Source organism: Bordetella genomosp. 9 (genome assembly GCF_002261425.1).
Classification (GTDB): Bacteria; Pseudomonadota; Gammaproteobacteria; order Burkholderiales; family Burkholderiaceae_B; genus Bordetella_C.
Genome location: NZ_NEVJ01000003.1, coordinates 1,775,327 through 1,800,412, shown reverse-complemented (window position 1 = coordinate 1,800,412; position 25,086 = coordinate 1,775,327). Strand labels below are relative to the sequence as shown.

The window sequence follows — 25,086 nt, the reverse complement described above, 5'->3', positions numbered from 1 at the left end:
AGGAAAAAAGAATGGTTGAACTAACCGTCGACGGCAACAAGGTAGAAGTGCCCGAAGGCAGCATGGTGATGCATGCGGCCCAGAAGCTCGGGCAGTACGTGCCGCATTTCTGCTACCACAAGAAACTCTCCATCGCCGCCAACTGCCGCATGTGCCTGGTCGAGGTCGAGAAGGCGCCCAAGGCGCTGCCGGCCTGCGCCACGCCCGTGACCAACGGCATGGTGGTCTTCACCAACTCGGAAAAAGCCAAGGCCGCGCAGAAGTCGGTCATGGAATTCCTGTTGATCAACCACCCGCTGGATTGCCCCATCTGCGACCAGGGCGGCGAATGCCAGCTGCAGGACCTGGCGGTGGGCTACGGCGGATCGGCTTCGCGCTATCACGAAGAAAAGCGCGTGGTGTTCCACAAGGACCTGGGCCCGCTGGTGTCGGCCGAGGAAATGAGCCGCTGCATCCACTGCACCCGCTGCGTGCGCTTCGGCCAGGAAATCGCCGGCGTGATGGAGCTGGGCATGATCAACCGGGGCGAGCACTCCGAGATCACGTCCTTCGTCGGCCGTTCGGTGGAATCCGAGCTGTCCGGCAACATGATCGACCTCTGCCCGGTGGGCGCGCTGACGTCGCGGCCGTTCCGCTACAGCGCCCGCACCTGGGAACTGGCGCGCCGCCGTTCGGTCAGCCCGCACGACAGCCTCGGCGCCAACCTGGTGGTGCAGGTCAAGGGCGACACGGTCATGCGCGTGGTGCCTTTCGAAAACGAAGCGCTGAACGAATGCTGGCTGAGCGATCGCGACCGCTTCTCGTATGAAGGCCTGAACGCCGACGACCGCCTGGAAACGCCCATGATCAAGGGCGCCGACGGCGAATGGCGCGCCGCCTCCTGGGCCGACGCGCTGCAAGCCGTGGCGCAGGGCCTGTCCCGCGTGCGCGACAACTTCGGCGGCGGCCAGATCGGCGCGCTGGCGACGGAATACGCCACCACCGAGGAATACGCGCTGCTGGGCCGCCTGGTCCGCGCGCTGGGTTCCGAGAACATCGACTTCCGCCTGCGCCAGACCGATGCGGCCCTGGGTGCCGCGCTGGAAGGCACGCCCTGGCTGGGCATGCAGGTGTCCGACCTCGACACGCTGGACCGCGTGCTCGTCGTCGGTTCGGTACTGCGCAAGGATCATCCGCTGATGGCGCAACGCCTGCGCCAGGCCGCCAAGCGCGGCGCGCAGGTCCTGCTGGTCGACAGCCTGGCGGACGATCCGCTGATGCCCGTCACCGGCCGCCTGACCGTCGCGCCGTCGGCGCTGGCGCGAGCGTTGGCCGAAGTCGCCGTCGCGCTGGCCCAGGCCAAGGGCGTGGACGTGCCCGCTGAATTCGGTGGCGTGGTGGCCGGCGAACAGGCCAAGGTCATCGCGGCCAGCCTGGCTTCGGGCAGCCAGACCGCGGTCCTGCTGGGCAATATGGCCGTGGCCTCGCCGCAGGCCGCGACGATCGCCGCCAACGCGCAGGCCATCGCCGGCATGCTCGGCGCGCGCCTGGGCTTCCTGACCGCCGGCGGCAACACGGTGGGCGGCTACCTGGCCGGCGCCGTGCCGGGCAAGGGCGGCAAGCATGCCGCCGCCATGCTGGCGGATCCCCTCAAGGCCTATATCGTCCTGCACGCCGAACCGCTGCTGGACGCCGACAACGGCCCGCAAGCCGTCGCCGCGCTGCGTGACGCGCAGTTCGCCGTCGCACTGACGCCGTATCGCGCCGCCGCCCAGGAATGGGCCAACGTGATGCTGCCGGTGGCGCCGTTCACCGAAACCTCCGGCACCTTCGTCAACGCGCAGGGCACCGCGCAGAGCTTCAAGGGCACCGTCGTGCCCTTCGGCCAGACCCGTCCCGCGTGGAAGGTGCTGCGCGTGCTGGGCAATGTGCTGCAGCTGGCCGGCTTCGACGACGAAACCTCCGAATCGGTGCGCGACAGCGTGCTGGCCGGCGGCGTGGAAGGGCGCCTGTCCAACCGCGTCAATGCCGCCCCTGGCGTGGGCGCCACGCTGGGCGGGCTGGAGCGCGTCGCCGACGTGCCCATCTACCGTACCGATGCGATCGTGCGCCGCGCGCACTCGCTGCAGGCCGCGCCCGCTTCGCGTTCGCCTTCGGCGCGCATGAACGGCCAGACCCTGGCCAGCCTGGGGCTGACCGCCGGCATCAAGGTGCGCGTGCGCAACGCGGCCGGCTCCGTCGAACTGGAAACGGTGCAGGACGAAACGGTGGCCGACCGTGCCGTGCGGGTGTCCGCCGGCTTCAAACAAACCGCCGCCCTGGGTGGCGCATTCGGTGAAATCAGCGTGGAGCGTGCCTGATGGAATGGCTCAACACTTTGGAAAGCCAGGGCCAGGCGCTGCTGGGCGCGACTCCCTGGCTGGTCATCTGGACCCTGGTCAAGGTGGTCGTCATCGCGGTTCCGATCATTCTCTGCGTGGCCTACCTGACGTACTGGGAACGCAAGATGATCGGTTTCATGCACGTGCGCCGGGGCCCGAATCGCGTGGGCTACCGCGGCCTGCTGCAGCCCTTCGCGGACGTGTTCAAGCTGCTCACCAAGGAAGTGGTGGTGCCGACCGAGGCCAACCGCATCCTGTTCATCCTGGCGCCGGTGGTCACGCTGATGCCCGCGCTCGCCGCCTGGGCGGTGGTGCCCTTCGGACCGCAGGTGGTGCTGGCCAACGTCAATGCCGGCCTGCTGTACGTCATGGCCATCACGTCGGTGGGCGTGTACGGCGTCATCGTGGCGGGCTGGGCGTCCAACTCCAAGTACGCCTTCCTGGGCGCGCTGCGGGCGTCGGCGCAGATGGTGTCGTATGAGCTGGCCATCGGTTTCGTCCTGGTCACGGTGCTGCTGGTCTCCGGCAGCCTGAACATGAGCGAAATCGTGCTGGGCCAGACGCGTGGCTGGTTCGCGGACCACGGCCTGACCTTCCTTTCCTGGAACTGGCTGCCGCTGCTGCCGCTGTTCGTCATCTACGTGGTGTCGGCCGTGGCGGAAACCAACCGCGCGCCGTTCGACGTGGTGGAAGGCGAATCGGAAATCGTCGCGGGCCACATGGTCGAATACTCGGGCATGGCCTTCGCGCTGTTCTTCCTGGGCGAATACGCCAACATGATCCTGTTGTCGGCCCTGGCTTCGATCATGTTCCTGGGCGGCTGGACGTCGCCCATCGACGTGGCGCCGCTGACCTGGATTCCCGGCTGGATCTGGCTGGGCCTGAAAACATTCGTCGTAGTCTCGCTGTTCGTCTGGTTCCGCGCGTCGTTCCCGCGTTACCGCTATGACCAGATCATGCGCCTGGGCTGGAAGATCTTCATTCCGCTGACCGGCGTGTGGCTGCTCGTCGTGGCGATCTGGATGCAGACGCCCTGGAACATTTGGCGCTAGCGATAGGCAAAAGGCAGGATATGGAAGCGATCAAGGATTTCTTCGGCAGCCTCTTGCTGTCCGAACTGCTCAAGGGCATGCGCCTGACGGGCAAGTATTTCTTCAAGCGCAAGGTCACCTTGCGCTACCCCCACGAAAAGACCCCGGCGTCGCCGCGGTTCCGCGGCCTGCACGCGCTGCGTCGCTACCCCAACGGGGAAGAGCGCTGCATCGCCTGCAAACTGTGCGAAGCGGTGTGCCCGGCGCTGGCCATCACGATCGAGTCGGACGTGCGCGACGACGGCAGCCGCCGCACGACGCGCTACGACATCGACCTGACCAAGTGCATCTTCTGCGGCTTCTGCGAAGAAAGCTGTCCGGTGGATTCGATCGTCGAGACGCACGTCCTGGAATACCACGGCGAAAAGCGCGGCGACCTGTACTTCACGAAGGACATGCTGCTGGCGGTGGGCGACCGCTACGAGGCGGAAATCGCCCAACGACGCGCCGAAGACGCGCCTTACCGTTGATGCCGGGTACGACTCCATGACTTTCACCACCTTTCTTTTCTACCTGCTGTCCATCGTGCTCGTGGTGGCGGCGTTCCGCGTGATCACGGCGCGCAGTCCCGTGACCGCGGTGCTGCACCTGATCCTGGCCTTCTTCAACGCATCCATGCTGTGGATCCTGCTGGGCGCGGAATTCCTCGGCCTGCTGCTGGTCCTGGTGTACGTCGGCGCCGTGATGGTGCTGTTCCTGTTCGTCGTGATGATGCTGGACATCCGCATGACGGCGCTGCGGCAGGGCTTGCGCACTTACCTGCCGCTGGGCCTGGTGATCGGCTTGATCCTGGTGCTGGAAATCTCCTTCGTGCTAGGTTCGACCTGGTTCAACGCCGGTCCCCCGGCCGCGGTGGCGGGCGACTACAACAACGCCCGCGTGCTCGGTACTGCCATGTACACGCAGTATGTCTACGCGGTGGAAGTCGGCGCCGTGCTGCTGCTGGTGGGGATGGTGTCGGCGATCGCGCTGACGCTGCGCCGCCGCCGCGACGTCAAGTACAACAATCCGTCGGAAGCCGTGCGCGTGCGCGCGAAGGACCGCTTCCGCCTGGTGAGCATGCCGGCGCAGAGCGAGCGCGCCCAGGCCCGCACCGCCGCCGCCGTTCCGGCCCAAGGAGAACAGAAGTGACGTTGACGCTGGCCCATTACCTGATACTGGGGGCGATCCTGTTCGCCATCGGCATCTTCGGCATCTTCCTGAACCGCCGCAACCTGATCATCCTGTTGATGTCCATCGAGCTGGTGCTGCTGGCCGTGAACATGAACTTCGTGGCCTTTTCGAGCTGGTCCGGCGACGCCGCCGGGCAGGTCTTCGTGTTCTTCATCCTGACCGTCGCCGCCGCCGAAGCGGCGATCGGGCTGGCCATTCTGGTGCTGCTGTTCCGCAACCTGAACACGATCAACGTCGACGAACTCGATCGCCTGAAGGGCTGACGGAGTCCAGGAATAACAATGTCTAGCTCTCCCAATCTCTACCTGCTCATCGCGCTGGCGCCCCTGGCCGGCGCCATCCTCGCCGGCCTGTTCGGCACCGGGTTCCTCGGCAAGCCCATCGGGCGCCGCGGCGCGCACGTCATCACCATCCTGGGCGTGCTGATCTCGACGATCGGCGCCTTCGTGGTGCTGGGCGACGTGCTGAACGGCCACCGCTTCGACGGCAACGTCTACACCTGGAGCCTGATCGGCAGCACGCAGCTGAACATCGGTTTCCTGATCGACCCGCTGTCGGCCATGATGATGGTCGTGGTCACCAGCGTGTCGCTGATGGTGCACATCTACACCATCGGCTACATGGCGGACGATCCCGGCTACCAGCGCTTCTTCGCCTACATCTCGCTGTTCACCTTCTCCATGTTGATGCTGGTCATGTCCAACAACATGGTGCAGCTGTTCTTCGGCTGGGAAGCGGTGGGCCTGGTGTCGTACCTGCTGATCGGCTTCTGGTACACGCGGCCGACGGCGATCTTCGCCAACATGAAGGCCTTCCTGATCAACCGCGTCGGCGACTTCGGCTTCGTGCTGGGCATCGGCCTGCTGTTCGCCTACGTCGGCTCGATGCAGTACTCGGACGTGTTCAGCCAGGCCGACAAGCTGGCCGGCATGACCTTCCCGGGCGGCGACTGGAAGCTGCTGACGGTGGCCTGCATCTGCCTGTTCATCGGCGCCATGGGTAAATCGGCGCAAGTGCCGCTGCATGCCTGGCTGCCCGATTCGATGGAAGGCCCGACGCCGATTTCCGCGCTGATCCACGCCGCCACGATGGTGACGGCGGGCATCTTCATGGTGGCGCGCTTTTCGCCGCTGTTCGAGCATTCGGATACGGCGCTGTCCTTCGTCATCGTGATCGGCGCGATCGGCGCGCTGTTCCTGGGCATCCTGGGCATCATCCAGAACGACATCAAGCGCGTCGTCGCGTATTCGACGCTGTCGCAGCTGGGCTACATGACCGTGGCGCTGGGGGCTTCCGCCTATCAGGTGGCGATTTTCCACCTGATGACGCACGCCTTCTTCAAGGCGCTGCTGTTCCTGGGGGCGGGCTCGGTGATCATGGGCATGCACCACGACCAGGACATCCGCAACATGGGCGGCCTGCGCAAGTACATGCCCATCACCTGGATCACCTTCCTGATCGGCACGCTGGCCCTGGTGGGCACGCCGTTCTTCTCGGGTTTCTACTCGAAGGAACACATCATCGAAGCCGCGGGCGCGTCCGACATCTGGGGCGCCGGCTTCGCGCACTTCGCCACGCTGGTCGGCGTGTTCGTGACCTCGCTGTATTCGTTCCGCGTGTACTTCCTGGTCTTCCACGGCAAGGAGCGCTTCGATACGCACGGCCATGGCCACGCGCACCACGACGACAACCATGGCGCTGAAGCGCAGGTCCACGGCAAGGCGGACGATCATGGCCACGGCCATGACGACCACGGCCACAGCGGCCCGCCGCACGAATCGCCGTGGGTCGTCACGCTGCCCCTGATCGTGCTGGCGATTCCGTCGGTGATCATCGGCGCGCTGGTCATCGATCCCATGCTGTTCGGCAAGTACTTCCAGGGCGCGATCACCGTGCTGCCCGACCATCCGGCCATGCATGAACTGGCCGAGGAATGGCACGGTTGGGTCGCCTTCGGCCTGCACGCCTTCACCACCACGGCCTTCTGGCTGGTGGTCGCGGGCGCCGTGGTGGCCTGGTACTGCTACCTGGTCAATCCCAAGGTGCCGGCGGCGATCAAGCGCAGCCTGTCGGGCGTCAACGTCATCCTCGAAAACAAGTACTACGTGGACTGGTTCAACGAGCAGGTGATCGCCCGCGCCGCCCGCGGCCTGGGCCGCGGCCTGTGGCAAGCCGGCGATCGCGGCCTGATCGATGGCCTGATCAATGGCAGCGCCCGGCTGGTGGGCTGGGTGGCGGGCGTCAGCCGCTACCTGCAGTCCGGCTTCATCTATCACTATGCCTTCGCCATGATCATCGGGATCCTGGCCCTGGTGACTTTCTTCGTGCTGATTCCCCAATAAATGGCTAGCGAGATGGCATCCCATACTTTTCCCTGGCTTACCCTCGCGGTCTTCGTCCCCATCGTCTTCGGCCTGCTGGTGCTGGCCCTGGGCGGGGACAACAAGCGCGGACTCACGCTGTGGCTGTCCCTGATCGGCGCCGTGGCGGGGTTGCTGGTGACGATTCCCCTGTACACCGGCTTCGACGCGTCGACGGCGAGCATGCAGTTCGTCGAAAACGTGCCCTGGATCAGCACCTTCAACGTCAACTACCACCTGGGCGTGGACGGCATATCGCTGTGGTTCGTTCTGCTGACCGCCTTCATCACGGTCATCGTGGTGCTGGCGGGCTGGGAAGTGATCACCAGCCGCGTCGCGCAGTACATGGCGGCTTTCCTGATCCTGTCGGGCCTGATGATCGGCGTGTTCGTCGCGCTGGACGGCCTGCTGTTCTACGTGTTCTTCGAAGCCACGCTGATCCCGATGTACATCATCGTGGGCGTGTGGGGCGGACCGAACCGCGTCTATGCCGCGTTCAAGTTCTTCCTGTACACGCTGCTGGGCTCGCTGCTCACGCTGGTGGCCTTCATCTACCTGTGGAACGCGTCGGGCGGTTCGTTCGACATCATGCAGTGGCACCAGCTGAAGCTGGGCATGACCCCGCAGGTGCTGGTGTTCGTCGCGCTGCTGGCGGCCTTCGCGGTGAAGGTGCCGATGTGGCCGGTGCACACCTGGCTGCCGGATGCCCACGTGGAAGCGCCCACGGGCGGCTCCATCGTGCTGGCGGCCATCATGCTGAAGCTGGGCGCCTACGGTTTCCTGCGCTTTTCGCTGCCCATCGCACCGGACGCCTCGCACAGCCTGGCCGGCCTGATGATCGCCCTGTCGCTGATCGCGGTGATCTACATCGGCCTGGTCGCCATCGTGCAAGAGGACATGAAGAAGCTGGTGGCGTACTCGTCGGTGGCCCACATGGGCTTCGTCACGCTGGGTTTCTTCATCTTCAACACCGCCGGCGTGGAAGGCGCCATCGTGCAGATGATCTCGCACGGCTTCGTGTCGGGCGCCATGTTCATGTGCATCGGCGTGCTGTACGACCGCGTGCACAGCCGCCGCATCGCCGACTATGGCGGCGTGGTGAACACGATGCCGCGCTTCGTGACCTTCTTCGTGCTGTTCTCCATGGCCAACAGCGGCTTGCCGGCCACCAGCGGTTTCGTCGGTGAATTCATGGTGATCATGGGCGCCGTCCAGCACAACTTCTGGATCGGCCTGCTCGCGGCCACGGCGCTGATCCTGGGCGCGTCCTACTCGCTCTGGATGGTCAAGCGCGTGGCCTTCGGCGAAATCGCCAACGATCACGTGCGCGCGCTGACCGACATCAATCGCCGCGAATTCCTGATCCTGGGCCTGATGGCCATTACCGTGCTGTACATGGGGATCTATCCCAAGCCCTTTACCGACGTGATGCATGCGTCGGTGCAGGCCCTGATGCAACACGTTGCCATCTCGAAACTGTAAGCCAAGACAATGATGCACTCCTCACTCGATTTCGCGCTGGCGACGCCGGAGATCCTGCTGCTCGTTCTGGGCTCGGTGATCCTGCTGGTCGATGCGGTCAGCAATCACCCCACGCGCAAGATCAGCTACGTGCTGACCCTGGGCACGCTGGTGCTGCTGACGATCATTTCCCTGATGCAGTGGCACGACGGCGTGAAGGGCAGGGCCTTCGGTGGCCTGTTCGTCACCGACGACCTGGCGCATCTGCTGAAGGTCACGTCCTATGTGGCGGTGTTCGTCACGCTGGTCTACGGCCGCATCTATTCGCAGTCGCGCGACATGCTGCGCGGCGGCGAAATGTACGTGCTGTCGCTGTTCGGCCTGCTGGGCCAGATGGTGATGATCTCCGCGGGCAACCTGATCACGGTCTACCTGGGCCTGGAGCTGATGTCGCTGTCGCTGTACGCGCTGATCGCGCTGCGCCGCGACGACGCGACGGCCACCGAAGCCGCCATGAAGTACTTCGTGCTGGGCGCGCTGGCCTCCGGTTTCCTGCTGTACGGCATGTCCATGGTCTACGGCGCCACGGGCCAGCTGGACCTGGCGCAGATCGCCGCGGTCATCGGCGGCGGCAAGGCGCAGTACCTGCCGCTGGTGCTGGGCGTGGTCTTCATCGTGGCCGGCCTGGCGTTCAAGCTGGGCGCGGCGCCGTTCCACATGTGGGTGCCGGACGTCTACCACGGCGCGCCGACGGCGGTCACGCTGCTGCTGGGCGCCGCGCCCAAGCTGGCGGCCTTCGCGATCACGCTGCGCGTGCTGATCGAAGCCATGCACTCGCTGGCCGCCGATTGGCAGCCCATGCTGCTGATCCTGGCGGTGCTGTCGCTGGCGGTGGGCAACCTGACCGCCATCGCGCAGACCAACTTCAAGCGGATGCTGGCCTATTCGACCATTTCGCACATGGGCTTCGTGCTGCTGGGCCTGGCGGCCGGCGGCCAATCGCCGGCGGTGGGCTACGGCGCGGCGCTGTTCTACATCGTCACCTACGTGCTGACGACGCTGGGCAGCTTCGGCATGGTGCTGCTGCTGTCGCGCGATGGTTTCGAGTGCGACAACATCGACGACCTGAAAGGCCTGAACCGCCGCAGCCCCTGGCATGCCTTCATCGTGCTGGTCCTGATGGTGTCGCTGACGGGCCTGCCGCCCACGGTGGGTTTCTACGCCAAGCTGGCCGTGCTGCAGCCGCTGATCCAGATGGGCCATGTCAGTATCGCCGTGATCGCGGTGATGTTCTCGCTGATCGGCGCTTTCTACTACCTGCGCGTCGTCAAGGTCGTGTACTTCGACGATCCCGTTGGCGACGTTCACCCGGTGTCGGCTTCCTGCGTGCAACGCGGGCTGATGTCGCTGAACGGCGTGCTGGTGCTGCTGCTGGGTATCCTGCCCGGAGGCCTGATGGCGGCCTGCGTGCGCGCCGTGCAGACGTCCCTGGGCCTGTAATCCGGCTCACGGCCGGCGCACGGCCGGCTCCATGCCGGCCGACTGACTTGTCAAAACCAAAATGGCGGCGCGCAATGCGCCGCCATCCGCTTCAACCGGGCCGATGAATCAAACCCTTGCCGTCTGGCTGTTGATCGCGCTGGCGCTGGTGTGCGCCAACCTGCCGTTCCTGAACGAGCGGGTGTTCGCGTTGTTCGTCTGGCGCCAGAACGGTGTGCCCGTGCCCAAGCCCTTGTGGCTGCGCCTGTTCGAACTCCTGGTGTTCTACCTGATCGTCGGCGTCTTGGGATTCGCTTTCGAATCGGCCCTGGGCAATCGCTTCTCCCAAGGCTGGGAGTTCTACGCCATCGGCCTGTGCCTGTTCCTGGTGCTGGCGTATCCCGGCTTCGTCATCCGCTACCTGCTCAAACGGCGGCGCTCGGCGCGCCAGGGCTGAACCAGGTCGTGTAGACCCACCATGCGATCGCAGCCGCGATCGCGATCCACACCATCACCACGAACACCGCACCGGCCTTGCTGCCGGGGCGCGCCAGCCTGCGCGTGGCCCAGGCCTGCGCGCGCTCGCGGCTGTCCGCGCGCACCGGCGCGGGCAGGGCGCGCAGGGTCGCCCAGATCAATATCGGCACGAGCACCAGGTCATCCAGCAAGCCGAGCACCGGTATGAAGTCCGGTATCAGGTCGATGGGGCTCAGGATATAGGCGGCCGTCAGGATCGCGAGGGCCTTGGCGTACCAGGGGGTCGCGGGATGCCGCAGCGCGAACCAGACCGTCATCGCGTCCTGCCGCGTCCGTAGCGCCCACAGGCGCGTGATCTTCAGCAAACGCATTGCTCTCTCCATTCTGACGATTTTCTGAATGTCGGATGCGCGCGGGTCATGCCTGACATGTCGCTGAAGCGCCACATTGTGTACTTCATATTAATAAATATTGTCTGGCCCTACGAGTTTGTCTATCATTCGGCACAAAGTTTAATAATAAGAATCGTTGTCATTATCGTTAGCAACTCGGAGAAGCCCCTTGAAGCAGCAAGACTCGTATTCCATGAATACGTTGACCCAGTCTCTGGCCGTCGCGCTGGCGAGCCCCGCCCTGTTCCTGGGGCAGCAGGCCGTCGCACAGAACGCTCCCGTCACGGAAATGGCGCCCGTCCAGGTCGAAGGCGATTCCCTGTACGACGTCCCGGTATCGTCCTCGCCGAAGTTCACGGCGCCCCTGCTGGACACGCCGAAGTCGGTGCAGATCATTCCGCAGACGGTGATCCAGGACAGCGCGGCCACGTCGCTTCAAGACGTATTGCGGAATTCTCCGGGCATCACCTTCGGGGCGGGGGAAGGCGGCCAGCCGCTGGCCGACCGGCCGTTCATCCGCGGCAGCTCGTCGGGCAACAATATCTACGTCGACGGCATCCGGGACCCCGGCGGCCAGACCCGCGAAATCTTCAACGTCGAAAGCGTGGAGGTCATCCGTGGCGCGGACTCGGCCTACGGTGGCCGTGGATCGGGCGGCGGCAGCATCAACCTGGTCAGCAAGAAACCCAAGCTGGGCTCCTTCGTGCAGGCGGACGCCGGCCTGGGCACCGATGCCTATTGGCGCGGCACCGTGGACGCCAACTGGCAGTTCAACGACAACTCGGCCTTCCGCCTGAACCTGCTGGACGGCAAGGGCAACGTCCCGGGCCGCAACGCCGTCGATTACGACAAATGGGGCGTGGCGCCGTCGCTGTCCTTCGGCCTGGGAACGCCCACCCGCGCCACGTTCAGCTACTACCATTTCCAGTCCGACGGCATGCCCGACTACGGCGTGCCGCTGGCGTCGAAGATCCCCGGCAAGCACACCAGCGACGGCATCCTGAACGTGGGCCGCAGCAAGTACTACGGCGTGTACGACCGCGACTACTCGAAGAACAAGGCCGATATCGGCACGATCGAGCTGGAACATGATTTCAACCAGCACGTCACCCTGCGCAACGCCACACGGTATGGCCAGACGCTGAACGACTACGTGCTGACCAACCCCGGCGACGGCGGCGCGGCGCGCTTCGACCCGGCCAGCGGCGAGTGGTGGATGCAGCGCGGCCTGAAATCGCGCTGGAACCAGACCACCATGCTGTCGAACGTCACGGAGCTGTACGGCAAGTTCGACACCGGCTCGCTCAAGCACAGCTACGACATCGGCGTCGAGTTCACCAACGAAAAGAACAAGAACGCCAGCTACAACGTGACGACGACGTCCGGCAGCTTCTGCCCCACGGTATTCCCTGCCGGGGCCATGGATTGCACCCCGGTCTACCATCCGGATCCGCACGACAACTGGTCCGGCGATATCTCTCGCGGCCCCTTGAGCAGCGACACCACGTCGAACACCCGCGCCATCTATGCCTTCGACACCATCGAGTTCAACGATCGCTGGTCGCTGAACCTGGGCGGCCGCTTCGACAACTATCGCATCGACGGCAATTTCCTGCCGCGTGGCGCGACCAGCTCGCAGAGCACCAGCGGCAGTTGGAATATCTTCAGCTACCAGACCGGTATCGTCTACAAGCCCGCGCCCAACGGCAGCATCTATCTGTCGTATGCGACGGCGTCCACGCCGCCCACGGTCAGCGGCGGTGACCAGGAGACCCTGACTGCCGATACCGACAGCCTGGATCCGGAAAAGAGCCGTACCATCGAGCTGGGCACCAAGTGGGACGTGCTGAACGAAAAGCTGACCCTGACCGCGGCCATCTACCAGACCGACCGCAAGGACGCGCAGATCCAGGTGGACCCGGGCGTCTTCGAACAGGCGGGCAAGACCCGCGTGCGCGGGCTCGAACTCGGCTTTGCCGGTGCGGTGACGCCCAAGTGGAATGTGTTCGGCGGCTACAGCTACATGGACAGCGAGCTGGTCAAGGGCGCCTACAACGGCGTGAACGAAGGCGATCCGCTGGCCAATACCCCGCGCAACAGCTTCAGCCTGTGGAACACCTACAAGCTGCTGCCGAAGTTCACCGTGGGCGGCGGCATCTACTACGTGGGCAAGACCTACGGCGGCAACCAGGGCGGCGCGGGCGGCGGCGCCAATAGCGTCTACATGCCGGCCTACTGGCGCTTCGACGCGATGGCGGCCTATCAGGTATCGCCCAACCTGACCTTCCAGCTGAACGTGCTGAACCTGACGGACAAGGAATACTTCGCCCGGACCAATGGCGTGCATCATGCCGATTACGGCCCCGGCCGCCAGGTCATCCTGACCACATCGCTGCGCTATTGATGTCGGCGGGGGACGGCTGCCGCGGCAGCCGTTCCGGGCCGGCCTCGCACCTCCGGCCTGTCCTGTCCGTGCTCCGGCCACGCGGTTCAGGCGATCCTGCCCTTGATCTTCAGCGCGCCCGCTTCACGCTCGGCCTTGATGGCCGCGACCGCGTCGCGCCAGCCCTTCATGGGATTGGCGTCGGCGCCCAACAAGGTGGCGATCGCCAGCATCGCGATGGGGCAGCGTTCCGACGCCACCAGCGGCCTGGCGGTCTTGTAGATGCGGTGCAGGGCAGGCGCCTGCGCGCCTTCCCACAGGCCGATGGCGATGTCATAGCCGCCGCGATGCGTCCGTCGCTCGGGCCCGCGGAACTTGTTGGCCATCCAGTGCGCCTTGCTGTCCAGCGCCTTGCCCGCCACGCCCACCGCCAGGAAAGGATGCAGCGCCATGGCACGGTCCATGTTGGCGCCCATGCTCATGTCGGCGATCGTCTCGACGTGTTGCAGGCAGGTGCATTGGTGGTGTCCGTAGTGCTCGGCGATGGCCAGCACCGCGTCGAATTTGCCGTACGACAGCGCTACGTTCATTGCCGCCATCCCGGCCGAAAACGCCGGACCGACGGCGGCGATGTTCGTGGCCACATGCCCGAATGCCGTCGCCGTGCTGGATGTCCAGTGCGAGATCTGCACGAGCAGATTGCCGAGCGACGGCGCCAGCGCGGTCTTCACGCCCAGGGGCAGCGCGATCTTGGCGCCGGCGACGGCGGCGCCATGCGCCGTATAGCCCATCACGGACGCGGCGGCGGAAATCTTCTCGGCCCAGCCCTCGGGGGTCATGACCACGGGCGCCAGCCCGGACAGCGCGACGCCGTTGTTCAGCGCTTTTTCCAGCCTGGGCGCGGTATGGCCCCGGATGGCGAGCTTGTTGAAGCCCTTGATCGCCATCTGTACCGGGGCCTTGATGGGTCCGCTGCCGAATGGCACCTGCGCGATCAGGGGCGCCCATTCGATCAGGGTGTCGATCCAGTCTCGCGCCTCCTGCGGCGGCAGCGGCCTGCCGTCGGCCAGGATGTCGAGCCCGTCCAGCATGGCGTTCATGGACGTGAGCACCGTGTCGAACATTTCCTGCCGCTTGTGCTCGTGTTGCGCGTGCTGCTTGCAAGGCGACGGCGGCAGATGGCCGCGGGCCTCCATCATCGCCTGCAGCTCGCGCCGCTTGTATTCCAGCTGGTGTACGTTGGGTGGCATGATCATCTCCTGCGGATCAGTGCGGCCGGCCACGGCCTGAACGGGACGAAAGCCCTTGCATCGTCCCGGGTGATCCATTCTGGGCGCGCGCCACCCGCGCGTCGTTCAGAAATCTCTAGGTCCGCATGCGAATCCGGAGAGGGAGATGATTATTCAACGCTCGAACCAGTTGAGCACGCCGTCGAGTCCCGATACGTTCAGGGCGAAGCGCGTATGCTCGCGTACCACCGGCTTGGCGTGGTAGGCCACTGAAAACCCCGCCAGGCCCAGCATTTTCAGGTCATTGGCGCCATCGCCCATGGCGATGATCTGTTCGGCCGCGGCGCCATGGCGCCGCGCGAAGGCCTGCAGGCGTTCCGCCTTGCCGGCCGCATCGATGATGTCGCCCAACACCCGTCCCGTGATTTTGCCGTCGACGATTTCCAGCGTGTTGGAATGCGCTTCGTCCAGGCCCAGACGTTCGCGCAGCCGTTCGGTGAAGAAGGTGAATCCGCCCGATACCAGCAGAATCCGGATGCCGGCGTCGCGCGCGGAGGCGATCAGGCTTTCGGCTCCGGGGTTCAGGCGCAGCTTGTCGCGGTACACCTGTTCCAGCGCTTGCGCCGGCTGCCCCGCCAGCAAGGCGACGCGGCGGCGCAGGCTTTCGGAGAAGTCGGTGATCTCGCCGCGCATGGCGGCTTCGGTAATCGCCGCGACCTTGTCCTTGACGCCCGCCACGCCGGCGATTTCATCGATGCATTCGATGTTGATCAGCGTCGAATCCATGTCCATGGCCAGCACCTTGCATTGCGACAACGCGCTGCCCTTGGGCATGAAGGCGTGGTCCACGCCGGCGTTCTCGCACCATGCGCGCACTTCCGCGCGGGTGGCGTCGTCGTGCTGGACGTCCAGCAGCCGCGCGGCCGTGGCGCTCAGGCGCAGCAGCCCCTGGGCCTGCGACAACGCGGCCACCTGTTCGCAATGGTCGGACGCCAGGGCAGGGGACTGGATGACAAGATAGTGGGTGTTCATAGGGATCTGGATGGGTCCTGGGTCATGCCAGCGCGCGCAGCACCGTGCGCACCGCGTCCACGCGAGCGGGTATCTGCTGGCCCTTGATGTCGACGCGCAGCTTGTCCTGTCCGGCCAGCTTGATGTGCCGCTGCTTCTGCACCAGTTCGATGATGCGCATGGAATCGATGGGCGGGTTCGGCCCGAACTGTATCAGCGCCTGGGTTTCGCTGGCGTCGATCTTGTTGATGCCCAGCGCCTGCGCCGCCAGCCGCAGGCGGTGCGAGGCCAGCAGGGTCTGCGCCGATTCGGGCAGCTTGCCGAAACGGTCGATCAATTCTTCCTGGATGCGGATCAGGTCGTCTTCGTCTTCCGCATGGGACAGGCGCTTGTACACGGCCAGGCGCGCATGCACGTCGGCGCAGTAATCGGCCGGCAGCAGGGCCGGCGCATGCAGGTTGACTTCACAGGACTTGCCGAACGGCGCTTCCAGGTCGGGTTCTTCGCCCGCCTTCAACGCGCGCACCGCTTCGTTCAGCATGTCGGTGTACATGGAAAAGCCGACTTCCTGGATATTGCCCGACTGCGATTCGCCCAGGACTTCGCCGGTGCCGCGGATTTCCAGGTCATGCATGGCCAGGTAGAAGCCGGAGCCCAGTTCTTCCATGGCCTGGATGGCCTCCAGCCGCTTCTTGGCGTTGGAGGTGATGGCGTCTTCGCCCGGCGTCAGCAGGTAGGCATAGGCCTGGTGGTGCGAGCGGCCCACGCGTCCGCGCAACTGGTGCAGCTGCGCCAGGCCGAAGCGGTCGGCGCGATGGATGACGATGGTGTTGGCCGTCGGCACGTCGATGCCGGTCTCGATGATGGTGGTGCACAGCAGGACATTGAAGCGCTGCTGGTAGAAGCCCTTCATCACCTGTTCCAGCTCGCGTTCGCCCATCTGGCCGTGCGCGACCGCGATGCGCGCTTCGGGCACCAGTTCTTCCAGGCGCGCGCGGCGGTTGTGGATGGTCTCGACTTCGTTGTGCAGGAAATAGGCCTGTCCGCCGCGCTTCAGTTCGCGCAGCAGGGCCTCGCGTATGGTGCTGCCGTCTTCGCGGCGCACGAAGGTCTTGATCGCCAGGCGTTTCTGCGGCGCGGTGGCGATGACGGAGAAATCGCGTATGCCTTCCAGCGACATGCCCAGGGTGCGCGGGATGGGCGTGGCGGTCAGCGTGAGTACGTCGACTTCGGCCCGCAGCGATTTCAGCGCTTCCTTCTGGCGGACGCCGAAGCGGTGTTCTTCGTCGATGATGACCAGGCCCAGCTGCTTGAAGCGCACGTCCTTGGACAGGATCTTGTGCGTGCCGATGACGATGTCGACGCTGCCGCTGTTGATGCCCTGGATCGCCGCCGCGACTTCCTTGGCGGAACGGAAGCGGGACAGTTCCACCACGCGCACCGGCCAGTCGGCGAAGCGGTCGGCGAAGGTCTGCGCGTGCTGCTCGGCCAGCAGGGTGGTGGGGCAGAGCAGGGCGACCTGCTTGCCGTTGGCCACCGCCAGGAAGGCCGCGCGCAGCGCGACCTCGGTCTTGCCGAAACCGACGTCGCCGCAGACCAGGCGATCCATGGGCTTGCCCGAGGTCATGTCCATGATGACGGCCTGGATGGCCGCGGCCTGGTCGGCGGTTTCCTCGAAGCCGAAGCCTTCGGCGAAAGCCTCGTAGTCGTTGAGCTGCAGCTTGAAGGCATAGCCTTCGCGCGCGGCGCGCTTGGCGTACAGGTCCAGCAGTTCGGCGGCGGTGTCGCGTACCTGCCTGGCGGCCTTGCGCCGTGCCTTGTCCCACTGGCCGGAGCCCAGCTGGTGCAGCGGCGCGGCTTCCGGATCGGCGCCGCTGTAGCGCGCGATGACGTGCAGCTGCGACACCGGCACGTACAGCGTGCTGCCGTTGGCGTATTCGAGATGAAGGAACTCCATCTCGCCTTCGCCCATGTCCATGTTGACCAGGCCGTGATAGCGCCCGATGCCATGCTGCGCGTGGACGACCGGATCGCCTTCGCGCAATTCGGACAGGTCGCGCACCATGGCTTCGACGTTGCTGGCGCGTTCCTGCTCGCGCCGGCCGCGCCGGCTGACCGCCGCCTGGCCCGGGTACAAGTCGTTTTCGGTGATGAAGGCGATGCCTTCGCCCGGCAGGCTGAAGCCCGAGGTCAGCGGCGCCGCCAGCAATGCCAGGCGCGCCGTGGAAACGCGGAAGTCTTCGATGGACGCGGCTTCGAAATCGGGCGCCAGATCGAATTCGGCCAGCATCTGCGCCAACGTTTCGCGCCGGCCGGCGGAATCCGCGCACAGCAGCAGGCGCCACTTGCCGCCGTCGACCACCGCGCGCAGCCGCGCCACCGGATCGTCGGAGCGCCGCGTGACGGCCACGTCCGGCGCCGGGCCGATGTCCGGATGGCCGCGTTCGGCGGTCAGCGACAGGCGCTCGAAATCCTTCAGCTGGCCGAACAGCGAGTCCGCGTCCAGGAACAGCGCCGACGGCGGCAGCACCGGACGTTCGCGGTCGCTCTTCAGGAATTCGTAGCGGCTGCCGGTGTCCTGGGCAAAGCGGCGGATGGCATCGTCGATGTCGCCGATCGTCACCGTGATGGTGGAAGGCGCCAGGTAGTCGAACAGCGTGGCGGTCTGGTCGAAGAACAGCGGCAGGTAGTATTCGATGCCCGCGAAGGCAATGCCGTTGCCCATGTCGCGGTACGGCAGGGCACGCGACGGATCACCTTCGAAGAGCTCGCGGAACCGCGCGCGGAAGCGGTTCCGCGCTTCTTCGTCCATCGGGAATTCGCGCCCGGGCAGCAACTGCACCTGATTGACCGGGTACAGGCTGCGCTGGGTGTCGACGTCGAAGGCGCGTATCGATTCGATCTCGTTGTCGAACAGGTCCAGCCGGTAGGGCACGGCCGAACCCATGGGGAACAGGTCGATCAGGCCACCGCGCAGGCAGAATTCACCGGGCGCCGTGACCTGCGTGACGTGCGTGTAGTTGGCCAGCGTCAATTGCGCGCGCAGGGCGGCTTCGTCCAGCTTGTCGCGCTGCTTGAACGAGAACGTGTAGGCGGCCATGAAGGCCGGCGGCGCCAGGCGATACAGGGCGGTGGTCACCGGTACCGTCAGCACGTCCACGGACTGCCGCATCAGCGCGTCCAGGGTCTTGAGCCGTTCGGATATCAGGTCGTGGTGCGGCGAGAACGCGTCGTAGGGCAGCGTCTCCCAATCCGGCAATTGGCGCACCCGCAGCCCGGGTGCGAAAAGCAGGATTTCGTCGGTGAGCCGTTGCGCCTCCAGCGGGTCGGCCGTCAGCACGAGCAGCGGCCGGCCCGCCTGGCGCGCCAGGTCGGCCAATAACCACGCATCGCCCGAGCCGGGAGGGCGGGGCTGCGTATATCGGGTGCCGGGTTTCAGGGCCGCCAGGGTGGAATCGGTCGACGGGACCAGCGGCGCCGCGGGAGTAGAGGGGAAATCTGCAGGCATGAGAAGGAAGATTATAAAATCTCCGGCTTATGTCTGCTTCCCTAATCGCGCTCGTTCCCGCCGCCGGCGTCGGCGCTCGCGCCCTGACCGCGGATCATGGCGGCGTGCCCAAGCAATACCAGCCGCTGGCCGGACAGCCCATGCTGCGCCATACGGTGCTCGCGCTGCTGGCCGATCCGCGCATCCGCGAAGTGCGCGTGGCCGTGACCGCCGGCGACGCCTGGGTGGAAAGGGCGCTGGCGGGCCTGCCGCGCACGGTCTGGCGCCCGTGCGGCGGCCCGACGCGGGCGCTTACCGTGGCGCGGGCGCTGGCCGACAGCGGCGCGGCGGACGACGACTGGGTGCTGGTGCACGACGCCGCGCGTCCCGGCCTTCCCCCGGATGTGCTGGCGCGCCTGATCGATGCCTGCCTGGATGACCCCGTGGGCGGCCTGCTGGCGCTGCCCGTGCGCGATACCGTCAAGGCGGGCGCGGAGCGGGTGACGCGCACCGTGGACCGCCAGGCATTGTGGCTGGCGCAGACGCCGCAGATGTTCCGCGCCGGCCTGCTGCGCGGGGCGCTGCGGGATGCCGAGGATCGCGGGATCGACGTCACCGACGAAGCCTCGGCCGTCGAAGCCGCCGGTCACGCGCCCTTGCTGGTGCCCGGCGTCATGCGCAATTTCAAGGTCACCTGGCCGGAAGACTTTGCATTGATGGAGAAATGGCTGTGAACGTACCCTTCCGTGTCGGTCAGGGCTTCGACGTGCATGCGCTGGTCACCGGCCGGCCGTTGATCATCGGCGGCGTCACCATTCCGCACACGCATGGCCTGCAGGGCCATTCCGACGCGGACGTCCTGCTGCACGCGATCACCGACGCGGTGCTGGGCGGCGCGGCGCTGGGCGATATCGGCCGGCACTTTCCCGACACCGATCCGGCCTATCGCGGCGCCGACAGCCGCGTGCTGCTGCGCGCGGCCATGGCCAAGGTGCGTGCCGCCGGCTGGGTGGTGGTCAATATCGATGCCACGGTGCATGCGCAGGCGCCCAAGATCGGGCCGCATGCCGCCGCCATGGTCGGCAACGTTGCCGCCGACCTGGGCGTGGACGCCGGCGTGATCAACATCAAGGCCAAGACCAATGAAGGCCTGGGCTACCTGGGCCGCAAGGAAGGAATCGCGGCGACCGTCGTTGCCTTGCTGGCGCGCGCGGACGGCGCGTAGCCGTCGGACTCGGCGGCAGGGGAACCAGGCGCAAAAAACCGGGCTGGCGCCGTCGATCGCGACGCGCCAGCCCGGTCCGGGGTTTCGGCCAGTGCCCTGCTTACTTGCCCTGCGCCGTCAGTACCAGCGCGGCGGCATTGACCACCGACGCGATGCGCCCGACGTCACGCAGCTGTTCCACCGAATAGCCTTCCTTCTTCAGCAGCGCGTAGTGCGACTGCACGCAGAAGTGGCACTTCCCCACGATGGAAGCCGACAGGGCGAACAGCTCGAAGCGCTTCTTGTCCACGCCACCGCTGGTGGAGTAGGCGTTCATGCGCAACTGGGCCGGCAGGCTCTTCAACTGGGCATCGTCCGCCATCTCGACATAGGGATACCAGACGTTGTTCATGCCCATCAGCGCGGCGGCGGTCAAGGCGGCGTTGGCGTCGGTTTCCGACAGGCCTTGCTTGAACGCTTCGATCAAAAAGGGACTGCGCGACGCGAATGCCGCCGCCAGGGCCGCACCGACGGCGTCGGCCGCCGGTAGGGTGGACCGGGCAATCACGCCGTCCAGGTTCAGCCGGATATCCTTCGCCCAATCCGGCACTGCGTCCTTAATGGTTTGGATAAATTCCATAGTTTTTACCTATAGCGTGAAGCAGCAAAAGCCCGGCGAACCGGGCGATGAAGATTACAGCGTGTCGCCGCCGACCTTACGGTTGCAGGGGCACAGTTCATCCGTTTGCAGGCCGTCCAGCAGACGCAGGACTTCTTCCGGGTTGCGGCCGACGTTCAGGTTGTTCACCGACACGTGCTGGATGACGTTGTCCGGATCGACGATGAAGGTCGCGCGCAGTGCAACGCCAGCGCCCTTTTCGCGGACGCCCAGCTGGTCGATCAGGGCGCCGGTGGTGTCGCCGAACTGATAGTGACCCAGCTTGTTCAGGTCCGGGTGCTCACGGCGCCAGGCCAGCTTGACGAATTCGTTGTCGCTCGAGCCGCCCAGCAGGATGGCGTCGCGGTCTTCGAATTCCTTGGCCAGCGAGTTGAAGCCGACGATTTCGGTCGGGCAGACGAACGTGAAGTCCTTCGGGTAGAAATAGATCACCTTCCACTTGCCGGGGAAGGAGCTCTCGGTGATGTCCTCGAAGGCGGATACGCCGTTTTCTTCATGGTGGTTGAAGCCGGGCTTGACGCCGGTAACCTTGAAAGGCTCGAGTTTGTCGCCAACAGTTTTCATGTGGACTCCTTGCGTTTGCGTTTTGGGTGACTGAATACAGACGTGTAATTCTACGCTATTAGGTTTCGCTGTCTAATTGAAAATTCCTAATGCGCGCTTTGGGCAATTCTATCCTCGCCGTCAGCCCGCCACCCGCGCGGGGCAGCATTTTCAGCGTACCGCCCACGTGTTTCAGCAGGCGTTCGACGATGGCCAGCCCCAGTCCCGCGCCACTCACGCCGGTCCGGGCCGCTTCGCCCCGGGAGAAGGGCCGCAGCAGCCGATCCACGTCGTCGGCCGCGATGCCGGGCCCGCGGTCGGAGACTTCGATGGCGATGATATTGCCCTCTGATTGCACGCCCATGTAAAGGTGAGCCTGCCCGTCGCCCGAGCGGCCATAGCGGCGGGCGTTTTCCAGAAGATTGCTGACGATGCGCTTGAGATCCAGCGCGGTGATCCTGGCCCGCAGGCCCGGCGTGATGAAGGCCTCGATTTCGCCGCCGGTGGAGGCGGTGTGGCTGCGCTCCCGGTCCAGCAGCTCGCCCAGGACGCTGGAGACGTCCGTGGCCATCTGCGGCAACGTGCCGGCCGGACGCGCATATTCCATCAACTGCCCGATACTATGGTCTATCTGGGCGAGATCGTCGTCGATTGCCTGCCGCGCGTCTTCCGACACGCCGCTCATTTCGATCTCCAGGCGCATGCGCGCCAGCGGTGTTCGCAAGTCGTGCGAGATGCCCGCCAGCATCAGTTCGCGATCGGCCTCCGTCTGCCGGATGTCCTTGGCCATCCTGTTGAAGGACGCGTTCAGGTCGCGGATTTCCAGGGGGCCGTTTTCGGGCAGGGGCGCCGGCGTTTCGCCGCGCGACAGCACCTGCGCGGCGCGCGCCAGCCTGGACAGGGGTCGGTTGACGAAGCCGACGCTGACCGCCGCGCCGACCAGCGAAAGCAGCAGGGCGGTCGCGCCCCAGCCCAGCCATTCGATTCCGCCTGTAAGGCCTATCTGTTCACGCTCGAAGACCAGCCAGTACAGATCGTGGTCGATCTGGAAGCTCACCCAGAACCCGGGCACCTGATTGACGCCCCAGGCGATCTGCGTTTCCGGTCCGAAGCGGCTGCGTATATGGTCGGCCACCCGCTGCCAATAGTCGTCGTTCGGCAGGGGTTCGGCAAAGTCGGTGAGTTCGCGCGGGTAGACCTGGATGCCTTCGTTGGTGGCCAGGTCCAGCAGCAGCTTGCTGCGTTCGTCCGCCTGCGAATAGACCAGGGCGGTGCGCGTGATGTTGACGGCAGTGATCACCCGCTGCGCCATTTGGTTGGCGCGCGGGCCCAGTTCCATGCTGAAGAAGACCTGCAGCCAGGCGCCGAGGCTGACCAGCATGAGCGTGGCCAGCAGCAGAAACGTACGGCCGAACAGGCCCAGACGTATTCGCGACGTCATGGCTTTCAGGGCGCTGCGAAAGCGGAGCATGTTGCGGCGTTCCTGCCCCGGGAACGATCAGGTTTCAGCTGCCACCGTCCGGCACGAAAACGTAACCCAGTCCCCAGACTGTCTGGATGAATACCGGTTTGGAGGGATTCGGTTCGATCAGTTTGCGCAGGCGGGAAATCTGTACGTCCAGGCTGCGATCGAACGCTTCATATTCGCGGCCGCGCGCCAGTTCCATCAGCTTGTCGCGCGACAGGGGAATCTTGGGATGGCGGGCGAACACCTTGAGTACCGAGAACTCGCCCGTCGTGATCGGCACCTGTTCGTTGTTGCGCGTCAACGTGCGCGTGGACAGGTTCAGGATATAAGGCCCGAAGGCGATAGATTCGTTTTCCTGGCTGGGCGCGCCGGGGTGCTCTTCGGTGCCGCGGCGGCGCAGGATGGCGTTGATGCGCGCCAGGAGTTCGCGAGGGTTGAACGGCTTGGACAGGTAGTCGTCCGCGCCCATTTCCAGGCCGACGATACGGTCGATTTCCTCGGCCTTGGCGGTCAGCATGATAATAGGCGTGTTGTCGTGCCCACCCCGCAGGCGACGGCAGATGGAAAGGCCGTCTTCGCCGGGCAGCATCAGGTCGAGCACCAGGAGGTCGAAGTGCTCCCGCTGCCAGAGTTTGCCCATTTCCTTGGCGTCTTCGGCAACGAAGACATTGAAGCCCTGTTCCGAGAGATAACGCCGCAGCAGGTCGCGCAGGCGGGGATCGTCGTCGACAACCAGGACTTTGCGCGTCGGAGTGGTGTTTTGCGTATTCATGGCGGGAAATGTAACAGTGCCCGGAATGACCGGCTAGTGGGCGTTCACAAGATATTACACATTGGACAGGATGGTTGAAATCCCCCTTACAAACGAGGGCAAGTCTTTGGTATTACGTACAATTCCGCTATGAATCCCACCCTTTTGGCGCTTGAAACTTCTTCGTCCCGGTGCAGCGTCGCGCTGCTGCGGGATCTCCCGGGCGGCCCGGCCATCGCCACCCTGGAGCACGAAGGCGCGCAGGAACATGCCGAGCGCCTGCTGCCGATGGCGCGCGACCTGTTGCGGGATGCCGGCCTGGAAGCGGGCGACATCCAGGCGGTCGCGTTCGGCCAGGGGCCGGGGGGCTTTACCGGCCTGCGCGTGGCCTGCGGGGTCGCGCAGGGCATCGCCATGGCGCACGACCTGCCGGTGGTGCCCATCGTGTCGCATCTGGCCGTGGCCGCGCAGGTGCCCGCCAGGCCCGACCAGGCCATCGTGGTGGCCCTGGATGCCCGCATGGAAGAGGTCTATCTGGCCGTGTACCGGCGTGCGCAGGGCGCCGCCGACGACACGGCCTGGGAAGTGCTGGCGGCGCCGCTGCTGATCGCCGCCGCCGAAGTCGTGCCCTGGGTGGAAGCCCAACTGGTCGATTGGCGGGCTCGTACCGGGCTGGCGCTGTCGCCCGTGCTGGCCGGGGATGCCTGGGACGCCTATCCGCTGCTGATGGCGCCGCATGCCGACTGGACGCGCTACGACGCCATGCGGCCGCATGCCCGCGACGTCGCGCGGCTGGCGCTGCTGGCCTGGCGCAAGGGCGACACGGTGCCGCCCGAGCAGGCCATGCCGCTCTACGTGCGCGACCGCGTGGCCTTCACCACCGCCGAGCGGCTGGCGGGGCAGGGCGGCAACCCCAAGGCGGCGCAGGCGCTGGCGTCGCAGCAGGCGCCGCACCAGGTGACGCACGGGGTGACGCACAACGCGCCGCCGCCGGCCGATGCCGTGCCGATCGAGATGTCGCCCGTGACGGAACAGGACCTGGACGATATGGATCGCATCGAGGCCTCCGTGCAGGCGTTTCCGTGGACGCGCCGCAATTTCGCCGACGCGCTGGCGGCCGGCTACGATTCCTGCGTGTTGCGGCGGGCCGGCAGGATGCTGGGCTTCTGCATCCTGATGCATGCCCCGGACGTTTCGCATCTGCTGGTGGTGGCCATCGACAAGACCATGCATCGGCAGGGGCTGGGTTCCCGGCTCATCAATTGGTGCGTGGCGCGCGCGCGCCAGCGCGGCATAGGCGGGGTGTTGCTGGAAGTCCGGCCGTCCAATACGGGGGCGGTGGCGTTTTACGAACACCACGGTTTCCTGCGCGTGGGCTTGCGGCGCGGCTATTACCCGGCCGGCCGCGGCCGGCGCGAAGACGCGCTGGTGATGCAGAAGCCCGTCACCCTGGACGAGGCCAGCCATGGTTGATCCGACGGCTGCCCCGGTAAAGTCGTTCGCGCTGAATCCCTTGCAGCGGGCCTGGCTGCGCGAGA

Annotated in this window: 21 protein-coding genes; 13 read left to right on the top strand and 8 right to left on the bottom strand. The window is 65.7% G+C overall.

The genetic code is table 11. The features are described 5' to 3' along the window. Nucleotides 1-11: 11 nt before the first annotated feature. From nuoG to CAL26_RS19200, 9 genes are all read left to right on the top strand, one after another. Nucleotides 12-2,339 (top strand): NADH-quinone oxidoreductase subunit NuoG, encoded by a 2,328-nt coding sequence (gene nuoG / locus CAL26_RS19240; RefSeq protein ID WP_094848368.1) that lies wholly within the window; start codon nt 12-14, stop codon nt 2,337-2,339. Continuing rightward, a complete protein-coding gene (gene nuoH, locus CAL26_RS19235) occupies nt 2,339-3,412 on the top strand; it encodes an NADH-quinone oxidoreductase subunit NuoH (RefSeq protein WP_094848367.1) in 1,074 nt (357 codons plus the stop codon). Before nuoG ends, nuoH begins: the two co-directional genes overlap by 1 nt. Nucleotides 3,413-3,432: 20 nt before the next feature. Next, nucleotides 3,433-3,921 carry an NADH-quinone oxidoreductase subunit NuoI gene (nuoI, locus tag CAL26_RS19230; protein ID WP_086066167.1) on the top strand — a complete coding sequence of 163 codons (489 nt, stop codon included), beginning with the start codon at nt 3,433-3,435 and terminating at the stop codon, nt 3,919-3,921. Nucleotides 3,922-3,937: 16 nt separating this feature from the next. Further along, nucleotides 3,938-4,582, top strand: coding sequence for an NADH-quinone oxidoreductase subunit J (locus CAL26_RS19225; protein ID WP_094848366.1), 645 nt, complete (start codon nt 3,938-3,940; stop codon nt 4,580-4,582). Next, nucleotides 4,579-4,887 carry an NADH-quinone oxidoreductase subunit NuoK gene (gene nuoK, locus CAL26_RS19220; RefSeq protein WP_066353466.1) on the top strand — a complete coding sequence of 103 codons (309 nt, stop codon included), beginning with the start codon at nt 4,579-4,581 and terminating at the stop codon, nt 4,885-4,887. Before CAL26_RS19225 ends, nuoK begins: the two co-directional genes overlap by 4 nt. An 18-nt stretch (nt 4,888-4,905) precedes the next feature. Further along, nucleotides 4,906-6,966 (top strand): NADH-quinone oxidoreductase subunit L, encoded by a 2,061-nt coding sequence (gene nuoL / locus CAL26_RS19215; RefSeq protein WP_094848365.1) that lies wholly within the window; start codon nt 4,906-4,908, stop codon nt 6,964-6,966. Nucleotides 6,967-6,978: 12 nt separating this feature from the next. Continuing rightward, on the top strand, nt 6,979-8,466 hold the full coding sequence (locus CAL26_RS19210; RefSeq protein WP_179283394.1) for an NADH-quinone oxidoreductase subunit M: 1,488 nt from the start codon (nt 6,979-6,981) through the stop codon (nt 8,464-8,466). A gap of 9 nt (nt 8,467-8,475) precedes the next feature. Beyond that, nucleotides 8,476-9,945 carry an NADH-quinone oxidoreductase subunit NuoN gene (gene nuoN / locus CAL26_RS19205; RefSeq protein ID WP_094848363.1) on the top strand — a complete coding sequence of 490 codons (1,470 nt, stop codon included), beginning with the start codon at nt 8,476-8,478 and terminating at the stop codon, nt 9,943-9,945. Nucleotides 9,946-10,048: 103 nt separating this feature from the next. Continuing rightward, nucleotides 10,049-10,381, top strand: a complete 333-nt coding sequence (locus CAL26_RS19200; protein WP_094848362.1) for a DUF2818 family protein — start codon at nt 10,049-10,051, stop codon at nt 10,379-10,381. Here CAL26_RS19200 and CAL26_RS19195 read toward each other — a convergent pair. Next, nucleotides 10,350-10,772: a YkvA family protein gene (locus CAL26_RS19195; protein WP_094848361.1), complete on the bottom strand. Its 423-nt coding sequence runs from the start codon at nt 10,770-10,772 to the stop codon at nt 10,350-10,352. The two genes, CAL26_RS19200 and CAL26_RS19195, sit on opposite strands and share 32 nt — an antisense overlap. Before the next feature lie 214 nt (nt 10,773-10,986). Between CAL26_RS19195 and CAL26_RS19190 the strand changes: the two genes are divergently transcribed. After that, the gene (locus CAL26_RS19190) at nt 10,987-13,197 is read left to right on the top strand and encodes a TonB-dependent receptor (protein ID WP_094849974.1); all 2,211 of its coding nucleotides are present in this window, start codon (nt 10,987-10,989) and stop codon (nt 13,195-13,197) included. Between the two features lie 86 nt (nt 13,198-13,283). On the opposite strand, the gene CAL26_RS19185 is transcribed toward CAL26_RS19190, so the two are convergent. The 3 genes from CAL26_RS19185 to mfd form a co-directional block, all read right to left on the bottom strand. Next, complete coding sequence (locus CAL26_RS19185) at nt 13,284-14,426, bottom strand: hypothetical protein (RefSeq protein ID WP_094848360.1); 1,143 nt, start codon at nt 14,424-14,426, stop codon at nt 13,284-13,286. 153 nt (nt 14,427-14,579) lie between these two features. Continuing rightward, entirely contained in the window at nt 14,580-15,437 is an 858-nt protein-coding gene (gene serB / locus CAL26_RS19180) for a phosphoserine phosphatase SerB (protein WP_094848359.1), read from the bottom strand. A gap of 22 nt (nt 15,438-15,459) precedes the next feature. Continuing rightward, on the bottom strand, nt 15,460-18,924 hold the full coding sequence (mfd, locus tag CAL26_RS19175) for a transcription-repair coupling factor (protein ID WP_094848358.1): 3,465 nt from the start codon (nt 18,922-18,924) through the stop codon (nt 15,460-15,462). Nucleotides 18,925-18,953: 29 nt separating this feature from the next. On the opposite strand from mfd, the gene ispD reads away from it, so the two are divergent. Further along, entirely contained in the window at nt 18,954-19,637 is a 684-nt protein-coding gene (ispD, locus tag CAL26_RS19170; protein WP_094848357.1) for a 2-C-methyl-D-erythritol 4-phosphate cytidylyltransferase, read from the top strand. Further along, nucleotides 19,634-20,128 (top strand): 2-C-methyl-D-erythritol 2,4-cyclodiphosphate synthase, encoded by a 495-nt coding sequence (gene ispF / locus CAL26_RS19165; RefSeq protein WP_094848356.1) that lies wholly within the window; start codon nt 19,634-19,636, stop codon nt 20,126-20,128. Before ispD ends, ispF begins: the two co-directional genes overlap by 4 nt. Nucleotides 20,129-20,228: 100 nt before the next feature. Here the strand turns inward: ispF and CAL26_RS19160 are convergent, their stop codons facing one another. Genes CAL26_RS19160 through risA form a run of 4 tightly spaced genes read right to left on the bottom strand, consistent with a single transcriptional unit; the run spans nt 20,229 to nt 23,569 of the window. After that, the gene (locus CAL26_RS19160) at nt 20,229-20,747 is read right to left on the bottom strand and encodes a carboxymuconolactone decarboxylase family protein (RefSeq protein WP_086066156.1); all 519 of its coding nucleotides are present in this window, start codon (nt 20,745-20,747) and stop codon (nt 20,229-20,231) included. 54 nt (nt 20,748-20,801) lie between these two features. After that, nucleotides 20,802-21,350: a peroxiredoxin gene (locus tag CAL26_RS19155; RefSeq protein WP_094848355.1), complete on the bottom strand. Its 549-nt coding sequence runs from the start codon at nt 21,348-21,350 to the stop codon at nt 20,802-20,804. 58 nt (nt 21,351-21,408) lie between these two features. Continuing rightward, on the bottom strand, nt 21,409-22,800 hold the full coding sequence (risS, locus tag CAL26_RS19150) for a sensor histidine kinase RisS (protein ID WP_094848354.1): 1,392 nt from the start codon (nt 22,798-22,800) through the stop codon (nt 21,409-21,411). A gap of 34 nt (nt 22,801-22,834) precedes the next feature. Beyond that, nucleotides 22,835-23,569: a response regulator transcription factor RisA gene (gene risA, locus CAL26_RS19145; protein WP_057649758.1), complete on the bottom strand. Its 735-nt coding sequence runs from the start codon at nt 23,567-23,569 to the stop codon at nt 22,835-22,837. Between the two features lie 129 nt (nt 23,570-23,698). On the opposite strand from risA, the gene tsaB reads away from it, so the two are divergent. Then, nucleotides 23,699-25,021, top strand: a complete 1,323-nt coding sequence (gene tsaB / locus CAL26_RS19140; protein ID WP_094848353.1) for a tRNA (adenosine(37)-N6)-threonylcarbamoyltransferase complex dimerization subunit type 1 TsaB — start codon at nt 23,699-23,701, stop codon at nt 25,019-25,021. Nucleotides 25,022-25,086 lie beyond the last annotated feature (65 nt).